Origin of the sequence: Thermosulfurimonas sp. F29, from assembly GCF_019688735.1 — a bacterium.
Lineage (GTDB): Bacteria > Desulfobacterota > Thermodesulfobacteria > Thermodesulfobacteriales > Thermodesulfobacteriaceae > Thermosulfurimonas_A.
The window spans coordinates 381,316-396,823 of sequence record NZ_JAIFYA010000003.1; the positions used below are offsets into that span (position 1 = coordinate 381,316).

Genomic DNA, 15,508 nt, shown 5'->3' on the forward strand with positions numbered 1-15,508 from the left:
TGCGATGAGGGCGACCCCGGTGTGCCAGATTGACCGGCTGGATGTCATTCCCGCCCAGGGGGGCAGGAAAGAGAGTAGTTTTCCGGTAACCACGCATCTTCTGGTGGAGATGTGGCAGGCGCCCTTTCAGGTGCTGGCCCGGGCCGACGAGGTGGAAAGGGCCCTGCGCTTTTCCGGAAACGGACGCGGAGAAAGGGGCGACATCGTTTCCTACCAGTTTCAGCCCTACGGGGTCTCGGCCAAGGCCACCTTCGGGGATGCCCACATCTTTATCCACACCTGGCCGGAAAACGGCTACGCCGCGGTGGACATCTTCGCCGCCACGGAGGAAGGGGCTTACGCCATCCTGGATCGCATGCAGAAGGCCTTCCGCCCCAGTTATGTCCATGTGGTAGAGGTCAAGAGGGGCAATCTCTTTTCCGAGGGGGAGACTTGACTCGCTACTGGTGGCGCGAATCCCTGGGCCGGGATTACGGCCACGCCTATCGGGTGGGCCTGATTTACGAGGAACGCACCCCGGCCGGCCAGCACCTCCAGGTCTTCCACAATCCCTTCTGGGGGCGATTCGTCGTCCTGGACGGGATCGTGCAATTCACCGAGCGGGACGAGTTCGTTTATCACGAGACCATCGTTTACACGCCGGCCGCCGCCCTCGCCGGGGCTCCGGAAACGATCCTGATCGTCGGAGGGGGGGACGGCGGGGTTCTGCGTGAGGTTCAGAAACTCGAGGGAGTGAAGCGCATCCTCCAGGCCGAGCTGGATCTTTCCGTGTTCGAGGTGTGTCAGAAGTACCTCCGGGATCTCTCCGGGGATTACGAGGATCCCCGGGTGGAATTCATGGTGCGGGACGGGCTAGCCGCGGTTTCCGAACTCCCCGGGGAGAGTTTCGATCTGGTCATCGTGGATTGCACCGATCCGGTGGGCCCGGCTCGGACCCTTTACACCGAGGAATTCTACCGGGGGGTGCTGCGGATCCTCAAGCCCGAGGGGCTTTTCATTCAGCAGGCCAGTCTTCCGGGCTTCTTTCCGGACATTCTCCGCCGGGCCTGGCGGCTTGCCTCCGGGGTCTTTCCGCGCCTTGCGGTGCTGCGGGCCATGGTGCCCTGCTACGGTGACGAGATCGCTTTTCTGATGGGGGGACGCTCCCCGGAACTCGACTTCGAACCCAAACGCCGCTTCGTGGGGCGTCACTACAGTCCGGAGATGCACCGGGCCTCCTTTGCCCTTCCCGAGTGGTGGCGCCGGGAGATCCTGTATCTCTAAATCCTCACCCGGATCGTGCTCCCCTCCTTGCCCGGGATCACCTCCAGCACCGCCGGAAGGCGTTCCTTCAGTTCCCGCACATGGGAGATGATCCCCACCAGGCGCCCTCCGGCCCTGAGCCCGGAAAGAAGCGAAAGGGCCATTTCCAGGGCTTCGGGATCCAGATTGCCGAAGCCTTCGTCAATGAAAAGACACTCCAGGGGTCTTCCCCCGGCCATCTCCTGAACCACCTCCGAAAGGGAGAGGGATAACGCGAGGGCCGCCAGAAAGGACTCCCCTCCGGAAAGGGTGGAGACCGGGCGTACCCCTCCGCTCCAGGAGTCGAATACGGCGAGATCGAGCCCCCCTATCCGTCTTCGATCCCGGATCTCGGCCTCCCGCAGGAGGTGGTAACGCCCCGCGGTAAGCTCCCCCAGCCTGTCCGAGGCCCGCTCGAGCACCCTCTCAAAAAAGGCGGCCACCACGAAACGGTGAAAGGAAAGCCGTTTGTCGTTGTCTCCGCTCATCCGGCGGGCAAGCGCACTTACCACCCGGAGGCGTTTTTCCGCCCCGGCCAGCTCCTCCTCCACCGCCTCCAGATCCCGGAGCAACCCCTTCAGGTATTCCACTCTCTCCGAGAGCCTTCCCTCCTCCCGGTGCAGGCGCTCCTCGGCTTCGCGCAGGGCCAGGTGTTTCTCCCGAAGGGTCTCCAGGTCCGGCGGGCTCTTTCCGGTCAGTTCCCGCTCCAGATCCCGGAGACGCTTCCTCAGGGCCTCTCTTTCCGTCTCAAAGGCCCGCAGGACGGCCTCCAGTTCCCCCCGCCGGGCTCTCTTTTCCAGGAGCCCCTCGAACTCCTTTCGGTCAAGCCCCGTGGCCCGCAGGCCGGCCCGAAATTCCTCCTCGGCCCGCGTCCTCTTTTCCTCCGTTTCGGAGAGTTCCTCCGCCAGCCTTTTCAGCACCGCCTCAAGGGCCGCCCGCCGGGATCGTAAGGTCTCCACCTTCTCCCCGAGGAGGCGTTTTTCCTCCTGCCAGGCGGAAAGACGCCTTTCCCCCTCCCGCAGTTGTCTCGCCAGCGACGCGGAGTCCACCGGCGAGGGGATTCCCCTTCGCAGGGCCTCGAGTCGGGCGGCAATCCTTTCCACCCGGGAGGCCCTCTGCCGGAGCGCTTCCTCCAGCCGCTCGCGTTCCTCCTCCAGGCGAAGCCTCTCGGCCCGCAGAGTCTCCAGGCTCCGCGAAAGCTCGCCGGCCTCCCTGCGAGCCCTCCGGCAGACCTCAAGGTCCTTCCGCAGCCGAAGCAGTTCCGCCCGGAGCTCGTCCGCCGGGGCCCTTTCGGAAAGACGATCCAGGAGAGCCGCCATCTCCCGCTCCAGGCCCTCCCTTCTTCCCTTAAGGAGGGCCCGGGTCTTCTCCTTTTCCGCAAGTTTCTCCCTCAACTCCTTCACCTCCCGCTCGAGCTCCCGCAGATCCCCTTCCCGCGGAACCTCCCCGGGGGGCTCCGCCGGAAAGGGATGTTCCGTGGAACCGCAGACCGGGCAGGGTTTTCCCGGTTCGAGCTCCCGGGCTATCTCCCAGATTCTGTGCCGGGAAAGAACTTCCCGCATCTCCTCAAGCTTTTCCTCTTTAAGGGCAAGAAGCTCCGTAAGGCGAGCCATTTCCTCCTCGAGCCGGCCCTCCTCCCCTTCCAGCCGGTTTTTCTCCCCGGCCAGGACCTCAAGGCGGGCCATTCTTTCCAGGGTCTCCTCCAGCTGACGCACCCTCGCGAGGCAATCGGGCTCCTGCGCGGAAAGGGAGAGTCGGCGGGAAAGCTCGTCCTCCATCCCGCGTATGCGCTCCTGAAGCCCCCGGAGCCTCCCGAGGCAGGTCTCCAGGGCCCCGGAGACCTCCCGCAACTCTCTCTCCGCTCCGGCTCTCTCCTTTTCCAGCGTTTCCAGCTCCTGCACCACCTCCAGAAGGTCCCTCAGCCGGTGCAGTTCCTCCCGCAGGGCCTCGATCTCGTCCTCCCGGCCGGTCACCTCCTCGAGCCGGCGGGCCGCCCTTTCGAGCTCCTCCTCCAGGCGCCTCAGCTCCAGGGAGAGACGCTCTCTCTCCCTACTTTTCCGACGCCATTCCTCCTCGAGCTCGTTCACCCTGCGGTAAAGGGGCAGGAGCTTCTCCACCTCGTTCAGGGCCTCGATCTCCTTTTTCAGGGCCTCCATTTCCGGTGTCCGTCTTTCGAGTTCCCGGAGCCTGAGGGCGATCTCCCGCCTCTCCTCGAAGATCCTGGCCACCCGCTGGGCCTCCTCGAGAGTCCTCTCCAGGGCCTCCCGACGCCTCCGGGTCTCCCGGAGTTCCCTCCGGACACGCTCCAGGGTTTCGGTTTCGGTCCGGAGGTGCTCGCGGAGGGCCTCTCTTTCCTCGAACCCCGAGGAGGTCAGAAGGGCCTTCCGGCGTTCCTCCAGGTTTGACCATCTCTGTCGGGCTTCGGCCTCCATGGTCTTGAGGATCTCCTCCAGGGCGGCAAAACGCTCGGTCTGGAACACGGTCCGGAGGAGTCTTTCCCGTTCCTCGCCCCGGGCCAGCAGCAACTCCCGGAATTTCCCCTGCGGTATGAGGAGAACGCGTCGGAACTCCCGGGCCGAAAACCCGAGAAGCTCCCGCACCCGGGCGGTGACCTCGCTGGTCTTCTGGGTGGAAAGCCGTCCCTCCTCCCAGAGGGCGGCCTCTTTCTGAAGGCCCCGGGGGGTTTCCCGGAAGACTCTCACCACCCGGTGTCGTCTCCCCCGCACGCCGAATTCGAACTCCACCGTGGTCGGAAGGGATCGGGGGGCCCGGATGTTGCGGAGATCCCGATCCCGTTTTTCCTCCAGGCTGGCCTCGCCGTACAGGGCAAAGGTGATGGCGTCAAACAGGGTGCTTTTCCCGGCCCCGGTGGGTCCGGAGATGAGAAAGAGCCCGAATCTATCAAAGACCCGGAAGTCCACCTCGACGGGGTTCAGGTAGGGACCGAAGGCCTGCAGGCGAAGTCGCAGGGGGCGCATCGCCCCTTCATGATAAACCCCCGGAGACCCCGAGGGAAGCCTCCGGGGGTGACGGGGCCCAGGCTCTTACTTAACCTTGCCCAGGATGGGTTTCGGGGTCCGGTCGGTGCTCGGCGGAAGGATGGGCAGGGTGATTTCGGGCTGCTTTCCGGTGAGACTCCTCAGAAAAGCGGTGATCTTCTTCACCTCCGCGGGGGAGAGCTCCGCGCCGAGCTGGGCCGTGCCCATTATGGCCACGGCGTCCTCAAGGCGCCACACCTTTCCGGAGTGAAAGTAGGGGTAGGTAAGGGCCACATTACGCAGGGAGGGCACCTTGAAGACATACTCGTCCGAGGCGGTCTTGGTCACCGCGAAGCGGCCCTTGTCTCCCGGGGGAAGGATGTCCGCTCCGGGACGCTCCACCACCCCGAAGGGGGCGTACATGCCACCGCCCACATTCACCCCGTTGTGACAGTTGGCGCAGCCCTTTTCCATGAAAAGACGCAGGCCTTCTTTTTCCTCCGGGTTGAGGGCGGAGAGGTCCCCCTTAAGAAACCGGTCGAAGGGGGCATCGGGGGTGAGAAGGGTGGCCTCGAAGGCCTCGATGGCCTTGGCCACATTGTCGAAGGTCACGGGGTCCTTCTCACCGGGGAAGGCCCGGCGAAACATCTCCACATACTCGGGGATGGACTTGAGGGTGGCCACCACCCGTTCCGGGGTGTTGCTCATCTCCACCGAGGCCTGCACCGGCCCCTTGGCCTGTTCCTCGAGATCCCTGGCCCGTCCGTCCCAGAACTGGGCGGTGTTGAAGACGGCGTTCAGTACCGTGGGGGCGTTTCGGGGACCCCGCTGCCACATGTGTCCGGTGGAGGTCTCCTGGATGTCCACCCCAGCCAGGGAGAGATTGTGGCAGGTGTTGCAGCTTATGAGGTGCGAGGCGGAAAGGCGGGGATCGAAGTAGAGCATCTTCCCGAGCTCGATCTTGGCGGGGGTAAGGGGATTGTTCCGCAAAGCCGGGGGTTTGTCCGGAAGAGGCTTGAAGTACTGCCGGGCCTCCGCGAGAAGCTCCTGATCCCCGGCCCGCGCTCCCGAAAACCCCAGTCCCAATACCACCAGTAAAAGTCCAATTACACTTAGAAACCTGTACATCTTCCCCATAACCATCCTCCTTCTTAGATTTTAAAGGAAGGGGGCCTTCGGCCCCCGGGGTTTTAATCCACCAGTTCGGCCTTCCAGGTCTCGTAAACCTTCCCGGCCAGCTCCGCTCCGGGCTTGAGGGTGGGCTTTCCGGGCTCCCAGTGAGCCGGACAGACCTCGGCCCCGCCGGTCTCCCGCACATGCTGGAAGGCGCGAATGCGCCGGATGAGCTCGTCCACATTCCGCCCCACCGGAGCGTTGAGGATGTCCATGAACTGGATCACGCCGTCGGGATCGATGAGGAAGGTGCCCCGCAGGTTGAGCCCCTGCTTCTCGTCGTAAACCCCGTAGAGCTGCCCGATCTTTCCGGCGGGATCGGAAACCAGCGGGAAGGGCACCCCGCCCTCCACCATCTTGGAGAGTTCGGTTTCCTGCCAGACCTTGTGTACAAAAGGCGTGTCGATGCTAATCCCCAGCACCTCCACGCCCATGTCCTGAAGGTCTTTGTACTTCTTGGCGATGGCCACCAGCTCCGTGGGACACACGAAGGTGAAGTCCGCCGGATAGAAGACCAGCAGGACCCACTTGCCCTTGCAATCCGAAAGCTTAAGGGTTTTGATGGTTCCGTCCGCATAGGCCTGAGCCTCAAAATCCGGCGCCATCAGTCCCGGTCTAATGCACATAATTACACCTCCTTTTATAGATTTGTTTGCTTTTTTACTTAGAACAATTTTTAGAAAAAGTCAAGTCTAGAATACCCACCTCCATCTCCTGTTATTCGAGAAGATAAGCACGGCCCGCGTCATCGGTAACCCCTCGGGAAAATGGGATCCGATCCTATTTTTAGAAGTTGACCCCGGAGTAAAGGGGGGGTTAAATGAAAAGATACAAGCTTGATCGATGGGGGTTTTACATGGATGGTCTTACCGTGGGACCGGATAGATTGGTAACCCTGGTTTATCACCTTGAGATCGAAGGGGAGGAGGCCCCGGAATGGTTCAGAAGGCCCATGGAGGCCTCTTTCATTTACGGGCGTGAGCCGGTGCTGCCCCTTCTCGAGCGGGCCATCGAGGGGGCCCGGGAAAACGACGAAATCGTAATTACCATCCCTCCGGAGCAGGCTTACGGGCCGCATCGGGCGCATCTGGTGAAGGAAATCCCCCTCTCCCGTCTAAAACATCCCGAACGGGTTAAGCCCGGAGCCTATTACGAAGAGGTGGGGCCCTTCGGACAGAAGACCTTTTTCAAGGTCCTTGAGGTAAACGGCGATCGGGTCAAGGCCGACTTCAACCATCCCGCGGCCGGAAAAAATGTGCTCATGAGGGTGCGCATCGAGGCCGTGCGGGAGGCCACGGCTCAGGAGATCCTGGCCGCGGAGATCCGGCGCTGCGGCGGAGGCTGAGCCTAACCCGTGGAGGGGGTCCCCCTCCTACACATCCGGAATCTGTCGCTGGGCCTGGGGGAAAAAGGTCCCCTGCTGGTGGACGGCGTGGACATCTCCGTCCACCGGGGGGAGGTGTTCGGTCTGGTGGGGGAAAGCGGCTGCGGGAAGACCCTGACCGGCCTTGCCTGTCTGGCGCTCTTTCCCCCTCAGGTAAGACCCCGAAGGGGGGAGGTTCTCCTGGCCGGAAACGACCTCCTCAGCGTCTCCGAGGAGGAACGAAGACGCGTGCGGGGGCGTCGGGTGGCCCTCATCTTCCAGGAACCCCTCACCGCCCTCAACCCCGTCTTCACCGTGGGCTACCAGGTGGAGGAAGTCCTGCGTCTCCACCGTGGACTTACGGGAAGGGAGGCCCGCCGGGAGGCCGCCCAGCTCTTTGCCGAAGTGGGGCTCCCCGATCCGGAGACCCGCCTCAGGAACTACCCCCACGAACTTTCCGGGGGAATGCGTCAGCGGGTCATGATTGCCATGGCGCTGGCCGGCAATCCCGACCTCCTGGTGGCTGACGAACCCACCACGGCCCTGGATGTGACCGTGCAGGCCCAGATCCTGGACCTTTTCCTGGAATTGAGGGAACGCCGGAACCTGGCCCTTCTCTTCATCTCCCACGACCTTGCGGTCATCCGGGAGGTGGCCGACCGGGTGGCGGTCATGTACGCCGGAGAGGTGGTGGAGGTAGCCCCGCGGGAGGATCTTTTCGCGGAGCCCCTGCATCCCTACACGCGGGCCCTCCTTGAGGCCTTTCCGCGTCTGGGGATACGCCGACTAAAAGGACTCCCCGGACAGGTACCCCCGCCGGGGAGGTGGCCCCCGGGATGTCGTTTCGCTCCGCGCTGCCCCGAACGCCTCCCCGACTGTGCCGGGATTCATCCCGAACTCAAAGAGTCTTCCCCCAACCGGTGGGTGAGATGTCTGAAACGGTGAAGGTGCTCGAGCTTCGGGAGGTCCATCGAAGCTATCGGCTCCGGCGACTCTGGGGCCGGGGGCCGAGGGTGGAGGTGCTCCGGGGGATCGACCTGACCCTTTACGAGAACGAGACCCTGGGACTGGTGGGGGAGAGCGGTTGCGGGAAAAGCACGCTGGCCCGGGTGGCCCTGGCCTTAGAGCCCCCTGATCGGGGAGAGGTGTATTTTCTGGACGCCCCTTTCTGGCGGGTGTCCTCGTCACGCCGTAAGGCCCTGCGTCCGAAACTGCAGGCCGTCTTCCAGGATCCGGCGGCTTCCCTCAATCCCCGCCTGCGCGTGGTGGACCTCGTTACCGAGCCCCTGAGGTTGCAAGGAGTCGGCCACCGCGAGGCCCGGGAGAAAGCCCTCCGGCTCCTGGAACTGACCGGACTCTCCTCCGAACTCCTCTCCCGTTTTCCTCACCAGCTTTCCGGCGGGCAGCGCCAGCGCGTGGCCCTCGCCAGGGCGCTCGCCTCAAACCCCCGGGTCATCGTCCTGGACGAACCCACCTCGGCCCTGGATGTCTCCGTGCAGGCCCAGATCCTAGAACTTCTCGAGGAACTCAGGCACCGTTTCGGGATGAGTTATCTCTTCATCTCCCACGACCTTCCGGTGGTACTTTATCTGAGCCATAGGGTAGCGGTCATGTACCTGGGGGAGATCGTGGAGCTGGGCCCCCGGGAGGTCTTCTTCGGGGACCTGCTCCATCCCTACACCCAGATTCTGCTTGCGGCGGTCCCGGGAGGGGATCGGCCCCGGAGGAAACCCCTCGGCGAACCCCCCAGCCTCCTTCATCGGCCGCGGGGTTGCGTCTTTCATCCCCGCTGCCCGGAGGCCGGGGACCTCTGCCGCCGCAAGGCCCCGACCCTCAAGGAGGTGGAGCCCGGGCACCTGATAGCCTGTCACCGGAGGTGAACGGGTGCTCGTTCTCGACGGATCCTACGGAGAAGGCGGGGGACAGATCCTCCGGACCGCCCTCACCCTATCTCTTCTCACCGGGCGTCCTTTTCGCCTGATCAACATCCGGGCCGGGCGTCCCCGCCCGGGATTGAGGCCTCAGCATCTCGCCTGCGTCAGGGGAGCCGCCCGCCTGGCCGGGGCCGAGGTGGAGGGGGACGGCCGGGGATCCCTGGAGATCACCTTCCGCCCCGGACGCCCGCGCCCCGGCGCCTACACCCTGGACATAGGCACCGCCGGGGCCACCGGTCTGCTCTTCCAGACCCTCTACCTGCCCCTTTCCGCGGCGGGCGGAGGGCGTCTTATCCTGCGCGGAGGTACCCATGTGCCCCACAGCCCCTGCTTCCACTATCTCTCCGAGGTCTTCTGGCCGGTGGCCGAAGCCATGGGCCTCTCCGGAACCCTGAGGATCCGACGCTACGGCTTCTATCCCGCCGGAGGTGGAGAAATCCTCGCGGAACTGGAGCCCGTAAAGGCCCTGGTCGGGGTCACCCTGGCCCCTCCTTTCCGGCCCCGGCTGACCCGTGTCCTTTCCGTGACCAGCCGGGACCTCCCCGCCCACATTCGACGGCGTCAGGCCCGCCGCGCGGAAAAACTTCTCGAAGAAGCCGGAATTCGCGGTGAGGTCATGATTGAGGCGGTGGAAAGCCCCTCCCCCGGAACTTTTGTGGGAGTCTGGGGTCTGGAGGAGACGAAGAGACTGGGGCACTTCGCCCTGGGAGCCCGCGGCAAGCCCGCCGAGAGGGTGGCCGAGGAGGCGGTGGAGCCTTATCTTGAAGACATGGAGAGGGAGGCGTCCGTGGACGAACACCTGGCGGATCAGATCCTTCTTCCGGCGGCGCTGGCCACCGGAAAGACCCGCTTCCGAACTCCTCGCGTGACCGGGCATCTCCTGACCAACGCCTGGGTCATCAGCCGGTTCCTGCCGGAGGCCGGGATCGAAATCCACGGAGAGGAGGGACATCCGGGAGAGGTGGAGGTCTTCGGTGTCGGATTCTTCTGAGACCGCTCTGGAGCGCCTGAAGGGCGTTTACTTCCGCAACGAGCAGATGAGGCGGTTGCCTCTCGAGGCGTGGGAGAGGGCCCTTCAGGCCGGAAAACTGCGCGCCCTCGCTGGAACCAAACATCCGCTTTTCCGGCTCCGCCGCGACTTCAGGGGATTTGCCGCCGGAACGGTCTTCGGGCCGGGGATCACCCTGCCCGGATTCCCACACATTCCGCGCCTCTTCCGTCTCTCCACCGGGGTGCCGCGCTACTTCCGGAAACCCTTCTTTGCCGAAGAAAAGATCGAGGGCTACAATGTCCGGCTTTTTCGCATCGGAGGAGAGATCCTGGCCCTGACCCGGAGGGGATTCATCTGCCCCTTTGCCACCGATCGTTTCCCCGACTTTCTGCCCGATCTTCCCCGTTTCCTTGACGACCATCCTGACCTCTGCGTCTGTGCCGAGGTGGCGGGGCCGGGAAACCCCTTCGTGGGGGAATGGCCTCCCTACATAAGGGAGGATGTGCGTTTTTTCGTGTTCGACCTCATGAAGGTGCCGGAGGGGCGCCTCCTGCCTCCGGAGGAAAAGTATGCCCTGCTCGAGGCCTACGGTTTCCCTCGTCCCGAGATTCACGGCCCCTTTGAGCCCGGGGCCCCCGAACCGCTCCTGGATCTTCTGCGTCGTTACGAAGCGGAGGGCCGGGAGGGGGTGGTACTCAAGGAATCCGGCGGGGGGACCTACCTCAAGTACGCCACGCCGGCCTCCCACCTGGAGGACCTGCGGGTGGTTTTCCCCTATCTGGGGGATGTGCCTCCGGAGTATCTAACGCATCGGCTGGTGCGGTATGTGCTGAGCCGGTGGGAGCTCGCCGGATCCCTCTCCGGTGAGGAATGGAGCGAGGTGGGCCGACGCCTGCTCGCTCCCCTCTCCGAGCTTCTCCGCAGGGTGGACGAGGGAGAGCCGGTCACCGAGGCCTTCCGGCTCCGTTTCCGGACCGAACGGGCCCTGAGAGCCCTGCTGGCCCACTTCAGACACGCCCGGGTAAAGGTGGAGGTGCGGAAAGTGGAGGAGAAAGAGGGGTACCTGGTGGTGGAGCTGATCAAGATCTATCCGCGGGCCACCGCTTTCTGGAAACAGAAGCTGGAAGGGTTTGCCGTGGTGGATTAGCTTATTCCCTTTCGTGAGAAGAGTCTTTTCCACAGGAGTTCCCGCAGGAAAAACACGCCCAGAACGCCGGCGGAGAGCACGGATACCGGCCCCGGTCCCTCCTCCAGAGCGCCCTTTCCCGGGGGGACGAATCCTCCCACCAGGCGGTCGAAGATCCACCCCGAGACAAAAGCGGCCAGGATGAGGCTAACCAGGTAGAGGATCGTTATCCGTTTTCCGAACACCCTCACCAGCACCGTGAGGGAGGTCACATTGGTGGCCGGTCCGGCCATGAGGAAGATGAGCACGCTTCCGGGGCTGAATCCCTTGGTCAGGAGGGCGTAGCCCAGGGGTATGGAGGCGGTGGCGCATAGATAGAGGGGGAGCCCCAGGAGGAGCATGGCCGGATAGGTGAGCCCGTGAGCGGAGAGTACGCGGGCCAGATCCGGGGGAAGCAGGACGGAGACCAGCGCCGCCAGGAGAAATCCCACGAGGAGGGGACGGGCTATCTCGGCGAAGAGTTCCTCCACGGAGTGACGCAGGGAGGCGACCAGTTTTTCGGAAAAGGTGTGAGTATGAGGATTCTGCTCGGAGCAACAGGCACAGGAGAGGAGGGGGGTGGTGGTTTCCCGGTGTCGCCGCCCGGTACCGAAGGTAATGGCGAGGGCCACCAGGAGAGCCGCACCGAGGGCTGAAAGAGGATAGGCCACCGCAAAGACTCCGCCCAGGAGTCCGTAGGCCAGGGCGATGGCGTCCACGCTGGTCTGAGGGGTGGCCACCAGAAAGGCGAAGGTGGCCGGGAGCCCTGCGCCCTGACGATAGAGCCCCACCGCCGCCGGAAGCACCCCGCAACTGCAAAGAGGAAGCGGTAGCCCCAGAAGGGCCGCCTTGAAAGCTCCGAGAAGGGAATGACCTCCCAGGTGGCGGATGAGAAACTCCTCCGGGAGAAACACCCTGAGAAGTCCGGCGATGAAAAGCCCGGCCAGAAGATACGGAGCGCTTTCCAGGAAGAGGTGCGTGAGACTCGTAAAATAGGCTCCCACCATGTCTCCATTTTACCGGTCCTTCCCCATCCCCGCACCACCCTCCCAAAAAATAAGAACCGATCCTATTTATCGGGGTGGGGAAGGGGCCGGTCAGGGTATATAATAGGAACATGGTAAGGGTTTTCGTGGTGGGGGGCACGGGGTTTATCGGGCGAGCCCTCCTATCCAGGCTGGTAAAGGCCGGCTACGAGGTATGGGCCCTGGTGCGGAGCAAGGCCCGGATTGCGGTTTTGCCGGAGGGAGTTCGTCCGGTGCCGGGGGACCCCCTGCAGCCCGGGCCCTGGCAGGAGGAGGCCGCCCGCTGCGCGGTAGGGTTCAACCTGGCCGGGGCCAGCATTTTCCGCCGCTGGAGCAAAGAATACAAGCAACTACTGCGGGATTCCCGAATACTCTCCACCCGGCTTCTGGGAGAAGCCCTTTCCCGGGGCGAGGGGCGCGTTCTCGTAAACGCCTCCGCGGTGGGCTACTACGGTGACACCGGGGAGATCACGGTGGAGGAGGATCATCCGCCGGGTAAGGATTTTCTGGCCCGGCTGTGTGTGGACTGGGAAAAAGCGGCCCTTTCCTTTGAAAAACAGGGACTCCGGGTGGCGGTGGCCCGATTCGGAATCGTCCTGGGACCCGACGGAGGGGCACTGCTTTCCATGCTTCCGGTCTTTCGTCTGGGGCTCGGGGGGCCCATAGGCTCGGGAAGACAGTGGTTTCCCTGGATACACCGGGCCGATGTAGCGGCGGCCCTGGTCTTTCTCGCGGAGACCCCCGGGGCCAGAGGACCCTTCAATTTGGTGGCTCCGGAACCAGTGCGGCAGAGGGAGTTCGCCCGGGAACTCGCACGGGTGCTCCGGCGTCCGGCCTTCCTCCCCGCCCCTCTCTGGGGTCTCCGGCTCGTCTTCGGCGAGGTGGCCGGGGTACTTGCGGAAAGCTGCCGGGCCGTGCCCCGGAGGCTCCTCTCACTGGGTTTTCGTTTCTCCTTTCCGAAACTCCGCCCCGCCCTGGAGAACATACTGCACAAAAAAGGAGGACAACCATGAAACCCACCTGTTCCCTTTTCGACTTTCTGGAGGAGATCCCTGACGACATCAACACTGCGATAGAAGTTCTCGGTCCGGCCCGCATCGAAAACCCCCTGGATCTTCCCAGGGGCTGTTTCGTCACCGACGAAATGCGGGTGGTCCTGCGGGTCTCGGAGAACTACCTGCGCGAGGCCGTCGAAAAGGACCGGAGCATTCCCTCGGCGGAGCTGGCCGGTCCAAGACCCTACATCTATTTCGATCCGGCCAAGACCAGGGCCGCGGTGGTGACCTGCGGAGGCCTCTGTCCGGGCATAAACGATGTGATCCGATCCATCGTGCTCACCCTCTATCACTCCTACGGCGTGCGCCACATTTACGGTATCCGCTACGGATTGCAGGGGTTCATTCCCGGCTACGGCCACGATGTGGTGGAGCTTACTCCGGAGGTGGTGGCGAGCATTCACGAGCTGGGAGGCACCTTCCTGGGCACCTCCCGGGGACACCAACCCATTGATCAAATCGTGGACGCTCTGGAGCGCATGAATGTAAACATCCTTTTCATGATCGGCGGGGACGGCACCTTTCGGGCGGCTAACAAAATCCGAGAGGAAATTGACCGGCGGGGTCTCAAGATCGCGGTGGTGGGAATTCCCAAGACCATTGACAACGACATCTGGCTGGTATCCCGCACCTTCGGATTCGTGACCGCGGTGGAGGAGGCCTGCAAGGCCATTCGGTGTGCCCATACCGAGGCCATTGGGGCCCCCAACGGTATCGGACTGGTCAAGGTGATGGGACGCCACTCGGGTTTCATCGCCGCGGCAGCCACGCTGGCCACCAAGGAGGTCAACTTCTGCCTGATACCCGAGGAGGACTTCGATCTCGATGGCCCCCGGGGGTTGCTTGCGGCCCTGGAAAGACGCCTGGCGGAGCGCAAACACGCGGTGATCGTGGTGGCCGAGGGCGCCGGGCAGAAGTATGTGCAGGGTGAAAAACCGGAATACGACCCCTCGGGCAATCTGAAACTCGGGGACATCGGGGCCTTCCTGCGGGATCGCATCAAGGCCTATTTCAAGGCGAAAAACATCGAAGTCTATGTGCGTTATATCGACCCCAGTTACATCATCCGGAGTGTGCCAGCCTGCGTGGACGACCGGATCTACTGCGGTTTCCTGGGGCAGTACGCCGTGCACGCCGCCATGGCCGGAAAGACCGGTCTTATGATCAGTTACCTAAATCACCACTATGTGCACCTTCCCCTTTCCGAAGCCGTAAAGCGCCGCAAGCAGGTGAACACCCAGAGCCGATTCTGGCTCTCGGTGCTGGAGTCCACCGGCCAGGGGAGGCTTAAAAACGAATGACCCTCCGAACCAGCTCCAGGGTGTCGATGACCCGGAGGGCCCGGAAGATACGCTCGAAGGTCTCGGCCAGGGTCTCCATGATGGGAATCTTCACCTTTTCGGGAAGATCCCACCATTCCTTTTTAAAAATACCGAAGGCCTTCTTGCGGGTCTTGTAGAGAAACTGCGCCTCGGTCCAGCCCTCCTTCCATTCCTTCCGCAGGTTTTCCCTGAGATAAGCGTACACTCTTTCTTTGAATTCCGCGGGGAGAGCCGGATGATCGAATACGATGTTCTGGAACCCGGTGGCCAGATGGATCTCCGCACATCCCACATCGGGAAAAAGGTGGAAGTAGTCCTCGGGAAGCGTGGAGGCCCCGTGCTGAACCGCCCCGGCCAGCCCGTATTCCCTGCGGGCGATGTCGGAGAGCACCCGCAGGGTGTCAAAGTCTATCTGGACCCGGGCCACGGACCCATCCGGAAGCACCACCCCTCCGTGGCTCGAGCCGGTCTGCACGCTGATCTTGGAAAGCCCCACCTCACCGGAAAACGACCGGCCAAAACCCTCCATAAAGGCCCGGAGTTCCTCCGGGGTGCTGTTGTGCCCTCCGATCTCCCCGATTTCTCCGCCCAGGTTTACCGTGATCCCCTCGGGTTCCAAGGAGCGCACATACGCGGCCAGTTCCGCGGTGAGCTCGTAATTGGGGCGCTGTTGCTCCTCAAGAGTCTCCTTGGATAGATCCACCAGGGTAGAGGCGTCTATGTCGATGTTATAGAAACCGGCCTCAATGGCCTCCCGGATAAGGGCCCTGAGGGCCTCCTTTTCCGCCTGAGGGTTGGCCAGAAAAGCCCTGCGGTTGGCCTGAAAATGATCGCCCTGAAGAAACACGGGACCGGGGAACTCCTCCCGGGCCGCCGCGGCCAGCACCACCGTGGCATACTCAAGGGGTCTCTGCCGGGTATACCCCATCTCCGAGCGGGCGATCTCCACCAGAACCGCCCCCACGGAAAGCCGCCGGGCCACCCGAAAGAGGGTTCGGGCCACATCGTAGGTAAGCCCCCGAATGTTTACGGCCGGCACGGTGAAACCCGGAAACTCACGGGCCATCTCCCGATAGAGGGGATATATGGAGGCCGGACGCACCCCCATCTCAAGCACCCGCTCCCTCAGGGCCCGCAAACGCCTCTCCTTTTCTCCCCCCTCCGCAAAGACCGCCCGATAAACCTCACCATCAAATTCTTTTTTCTCGTCCACCATACCAG

14 protein-coding genes are annotated in these 15,508 nt (G+C 63.3%); 9 read left to right on the forward strand and 5 right to left on the reverse strand.

What is annotated here, in order from left to right:
• Window positions 1–4: 4 nt before the first annotated feature.
• Window positions 5–436, forward strand: a complete 432-nt coding sequence (gene speD, locus K3767_RS10350) for an S-adenosylmethionine decarboxylase (RefSeq protein ID WP_221173505.1) — start codon at window positions 5–7, stop codon at window positions 434–436.
• On the forward strand, window positions 433–1,263 hold the full coding sequence (locus K3767_RS10355) for a spermine synthase (RefSeq protein ID WP_221173506.1): 831 nt from the start codon (window positions 433–435) through the stop codon (window positions 1,261–1,263). The genes speD and K3767_RS10355 overlap by 4 nt, the downstream gene beginning before the upstream one ends.
• On the opposite strand, the gene K3767_RS10360 is transcribed toward K3767_RS10355, so the two are convergent.
• The 3 genes from K3767_RS10360 to prxU form a co-directional block, all read right to left on the reverse strand.
• Window positions 1,260–4,259 (reverse strand): SbcC/MukB-like Walker B domain-containing protein, encoded by a 3,000-nt coding sequence (locus tag K3767_RS10360; RefSeq protein WP_221173507.1) that lies wholly within the window; start codon window positions 4,257–4,259, stop codon window positions 1,260–1,262. The genes K3767_RS10355 and K3767_RS10360 overlap by 4 nt on opposite strands.
• Before the next feature lie 66 nt (window positions 4,260–4,325).
• Window positions 4,326–5,387: a cytochrome-c peroxidase gene (locus tag K3767_RS10365; protein ID WP_221173631.1), complete on the reverse strand. Its 1,062-nt coding sequence runs from the start codon at window positions 5,385–5,387 to the stop codon at window positions 4,326–4,328.
• 62 nt (window positions 5,388–5,449) lie between these two features.
• A complete protein-coding gene (gene prxU / locus K3767_RS10370) occupies window positions 5,450–6,106 on the reverse strand; it encodes a thioredoxin-dependent peroxiredoxin (RefSeq protein WP_255592406.1) in 657 nt (218 codons plus the stop codon).
• A gap of 146 nt (window positions 6,107–6,252) precedes the next feature.
• On the opposite strand from prxU, the gene K3767_RS10375 reads away from it, so the two are divergent.
• Genes K3767_RS10375 through K3767_RS10395 form a run of 5 tightly spaced genes read left to right on the forward strand, consistent with a single transcriptional unit; the run spans window position 6,253 to window position 10,867 of the window.
• Entirely contained in the window at window positions 6,253–6,777 is a 525-nt protein-coding gene (locus K3767_RS10375) for a peptidylprolyl isomerase (protein WP_221173509.1), read from the forward strand.
• Between the two features lie 9 nt (window positions 6,778–6,786).
• The gene (locus K3767_RS10380) at window positions 6,787–7,740 is read left to right on the forward strand and encodes an ABC transporter ATP-binding protein (RefSeq protein WP_255592392.1); all 954 of its coding nucleotides are present in this window, start codon (window positions 6,787–6,789) and stop codon (window positions 7,738–7,740) included.
• The gene (locus tag K3767_RS10385; RefSeq protein WP_221173510.1) at window positions 7,725–8,675 is read left to right on the forward strand and encodes an ABC transporter ATP-binding protein; all 951 of its coding nucleotides are present in this window, start codon (window positions 7,725–7,727) and stop codon (window positions 8,673–8,675) included. Before K3767_RS10380 ends, K3767_RS10385 begins: the two co-directional genes overlap by 16 nt.
• A gap of 4 nt (window positions 8,676–8,679) precedes the next feature.
• On the forward strand, window positions 8,680–9,720 hold the full coding sequence (rtcA, locus tag K3767_RS10390) for an RNA 3'-terminal phosphate cyclase (protein WP_221173511.1): 1,041 nt from the start codon (window positions 8,680–8,682) through the stop codon (window positions 9,718–9,720).
• Window positions 9,704–10,867: an RNA ligase gene (locus K3767_RS10395; protein WP_221173512.1), complete on the forward strand. Its 1,164-nt coding sequence runs from the start codon at window positions 9,704–9,706 to the stop codon at window positions 10,865–10,867. The genes rtcA and K3767_RS10395 overlap by 17 nt, the downstream gene beginning before the upstream one ends.
• Here the strand turns inward: K3767_RS10395 and K3767_RS10400 are convergent.
• Window positions 10,864–11,892 carry a permease gene (locus K3767_RS10400; protein WP_221173513.1) on the reverse strand — a complete coding sequence of 343 codons (1,029 nt, stop codon included), beginning with the start codon at window positions 11,890–11,892 and terminating at the stop codon, window positions 10,864–10,866. The two genes, K3767_RS10395 and K3767_RS10400, sit on opposite strands and share 4 nt — an antisense overlap.
• 110 nt (window positions 11,893–12,002) lie before the next feature.
• Here K3767_RS10400 and K3767_RS10405 point away from each other — a divergent pair, with 110 nt between their 5' ends.
• Window positions 12,003–12,923 carry a TIGR01777 family oxidoreductase gene (locus K3767_RS10405; RefSeq protein WP_221173514.1) on the forward strand — a complete coding sequence of 307 codons (921 nt, stop codon included), beginning with the start codon at window positions 12,003–12,005 and terminating at the stop codon, window positions 12,921–12,923.
• The gene (locus tag K3767_RS10410) at window positions 12,920–14,266 is read left to right on the forward strand and encodes an ATP-dependent 6-phosphofructokinase (protein ID WP_221173515.1); all 1,347 of its coding nucleotides are present in this window, start codon (window positions 12,920–12,922) and stop codon (window positions 14,264–14,266) included. Before K3767_RS10405 ends, K3767_RS10410 begins: the two co-directional genes overlap by 4 nt.
• On the opposite strand, the gene K3767_RS10415 is transcribed toward K3767_RS10410, so the two are convergent.
• Window positions 14,253–15,503, reverse strand: a complete 1,251-nt coding sequence (locus K3767_RS10415) for a class II fructose-bisphosphate aldolase (protein WP_221173516.1) — start codon at window positions 15,501–15,503, stop codon at window positions 14,253–14,255. The genes K3767_RS10410 and K3767_RS10415 overlap by 14 nt on opposite strands.
• Between the last annotated feature and the right edge of the window lie 5 nt (window positions 15,504–15,508).

What these genes read in the sequence shown, in the direction of transcription:
- K3767_RS10400 (WP_221173513.1), bottom strand. Translation starts at nt 11,892, where the DNA reads ATGGTGGGAGCCTATTTTACGAGTCTCACGCACCTCTTCCTGGAAAGC.
- K3767_RS10405 (WP_221173514.1), top strand. Translation starts at nt 12,003, where the DNA reads ATGGTAAGGGTTTTCGTGGTGGGGGGCACGGGGTTTATCGGGCGAGCC.
- K3767_RS10415 (WP_221173516.1), bottom strand. Translation starts at nt 15,503, where the DNA reads ATGGTGGACGAGAAAAAAGAATTTGATGGTGAGGTTTATCGGGCGGTC.
- K3767_RS10410 (WP_221173515.1), top strand. Translation starts at nt 12,920, where the DNA reads ATGAAACCCACCTGTTCCCTTTTCGACTTTCTGGAGGAGATCCCTGAC.
- K3767_RS10365 (WP_221173631.1), bottom strand. Translation starts at nt 5,387, where the DNA reads ATGTACAGGTTTCTAAGTGTAATTGGACTTTTACTGGTGGTATTGGGA.
- K3767_RS10360 (WP_221173507.1), bottom strand. Translation starts at nt 4,259, where the DNA reads ATGCGCCCCCTGCGACTTCGCCTGCAGGCCTTCGGTCCCTACCTGAAC.
- speD (WP_221173505.1), top strand. Translation starts at nt 5, where the DNA reads ATGAGGGCGACCCCGGTGTGCCAGATTGACCGGCTGGATGTCATTCCC.
- K3767_RS10375 (WP_221173509.1), top strand. Translation starts at nt 6,253, where the DNA reads ATGAAAAGATACAAGCTTGATCGATGGGGGTTTTACATGGATGGTCTT.
- K3767_RS10385 (WP_221173510.1), top strand. Translation starts at nt 7,725, where the DNA reads ATGTCTGAAACGGTGAAGGTGCTCGAGCTTCGGGAGGTCCATCGAAGC.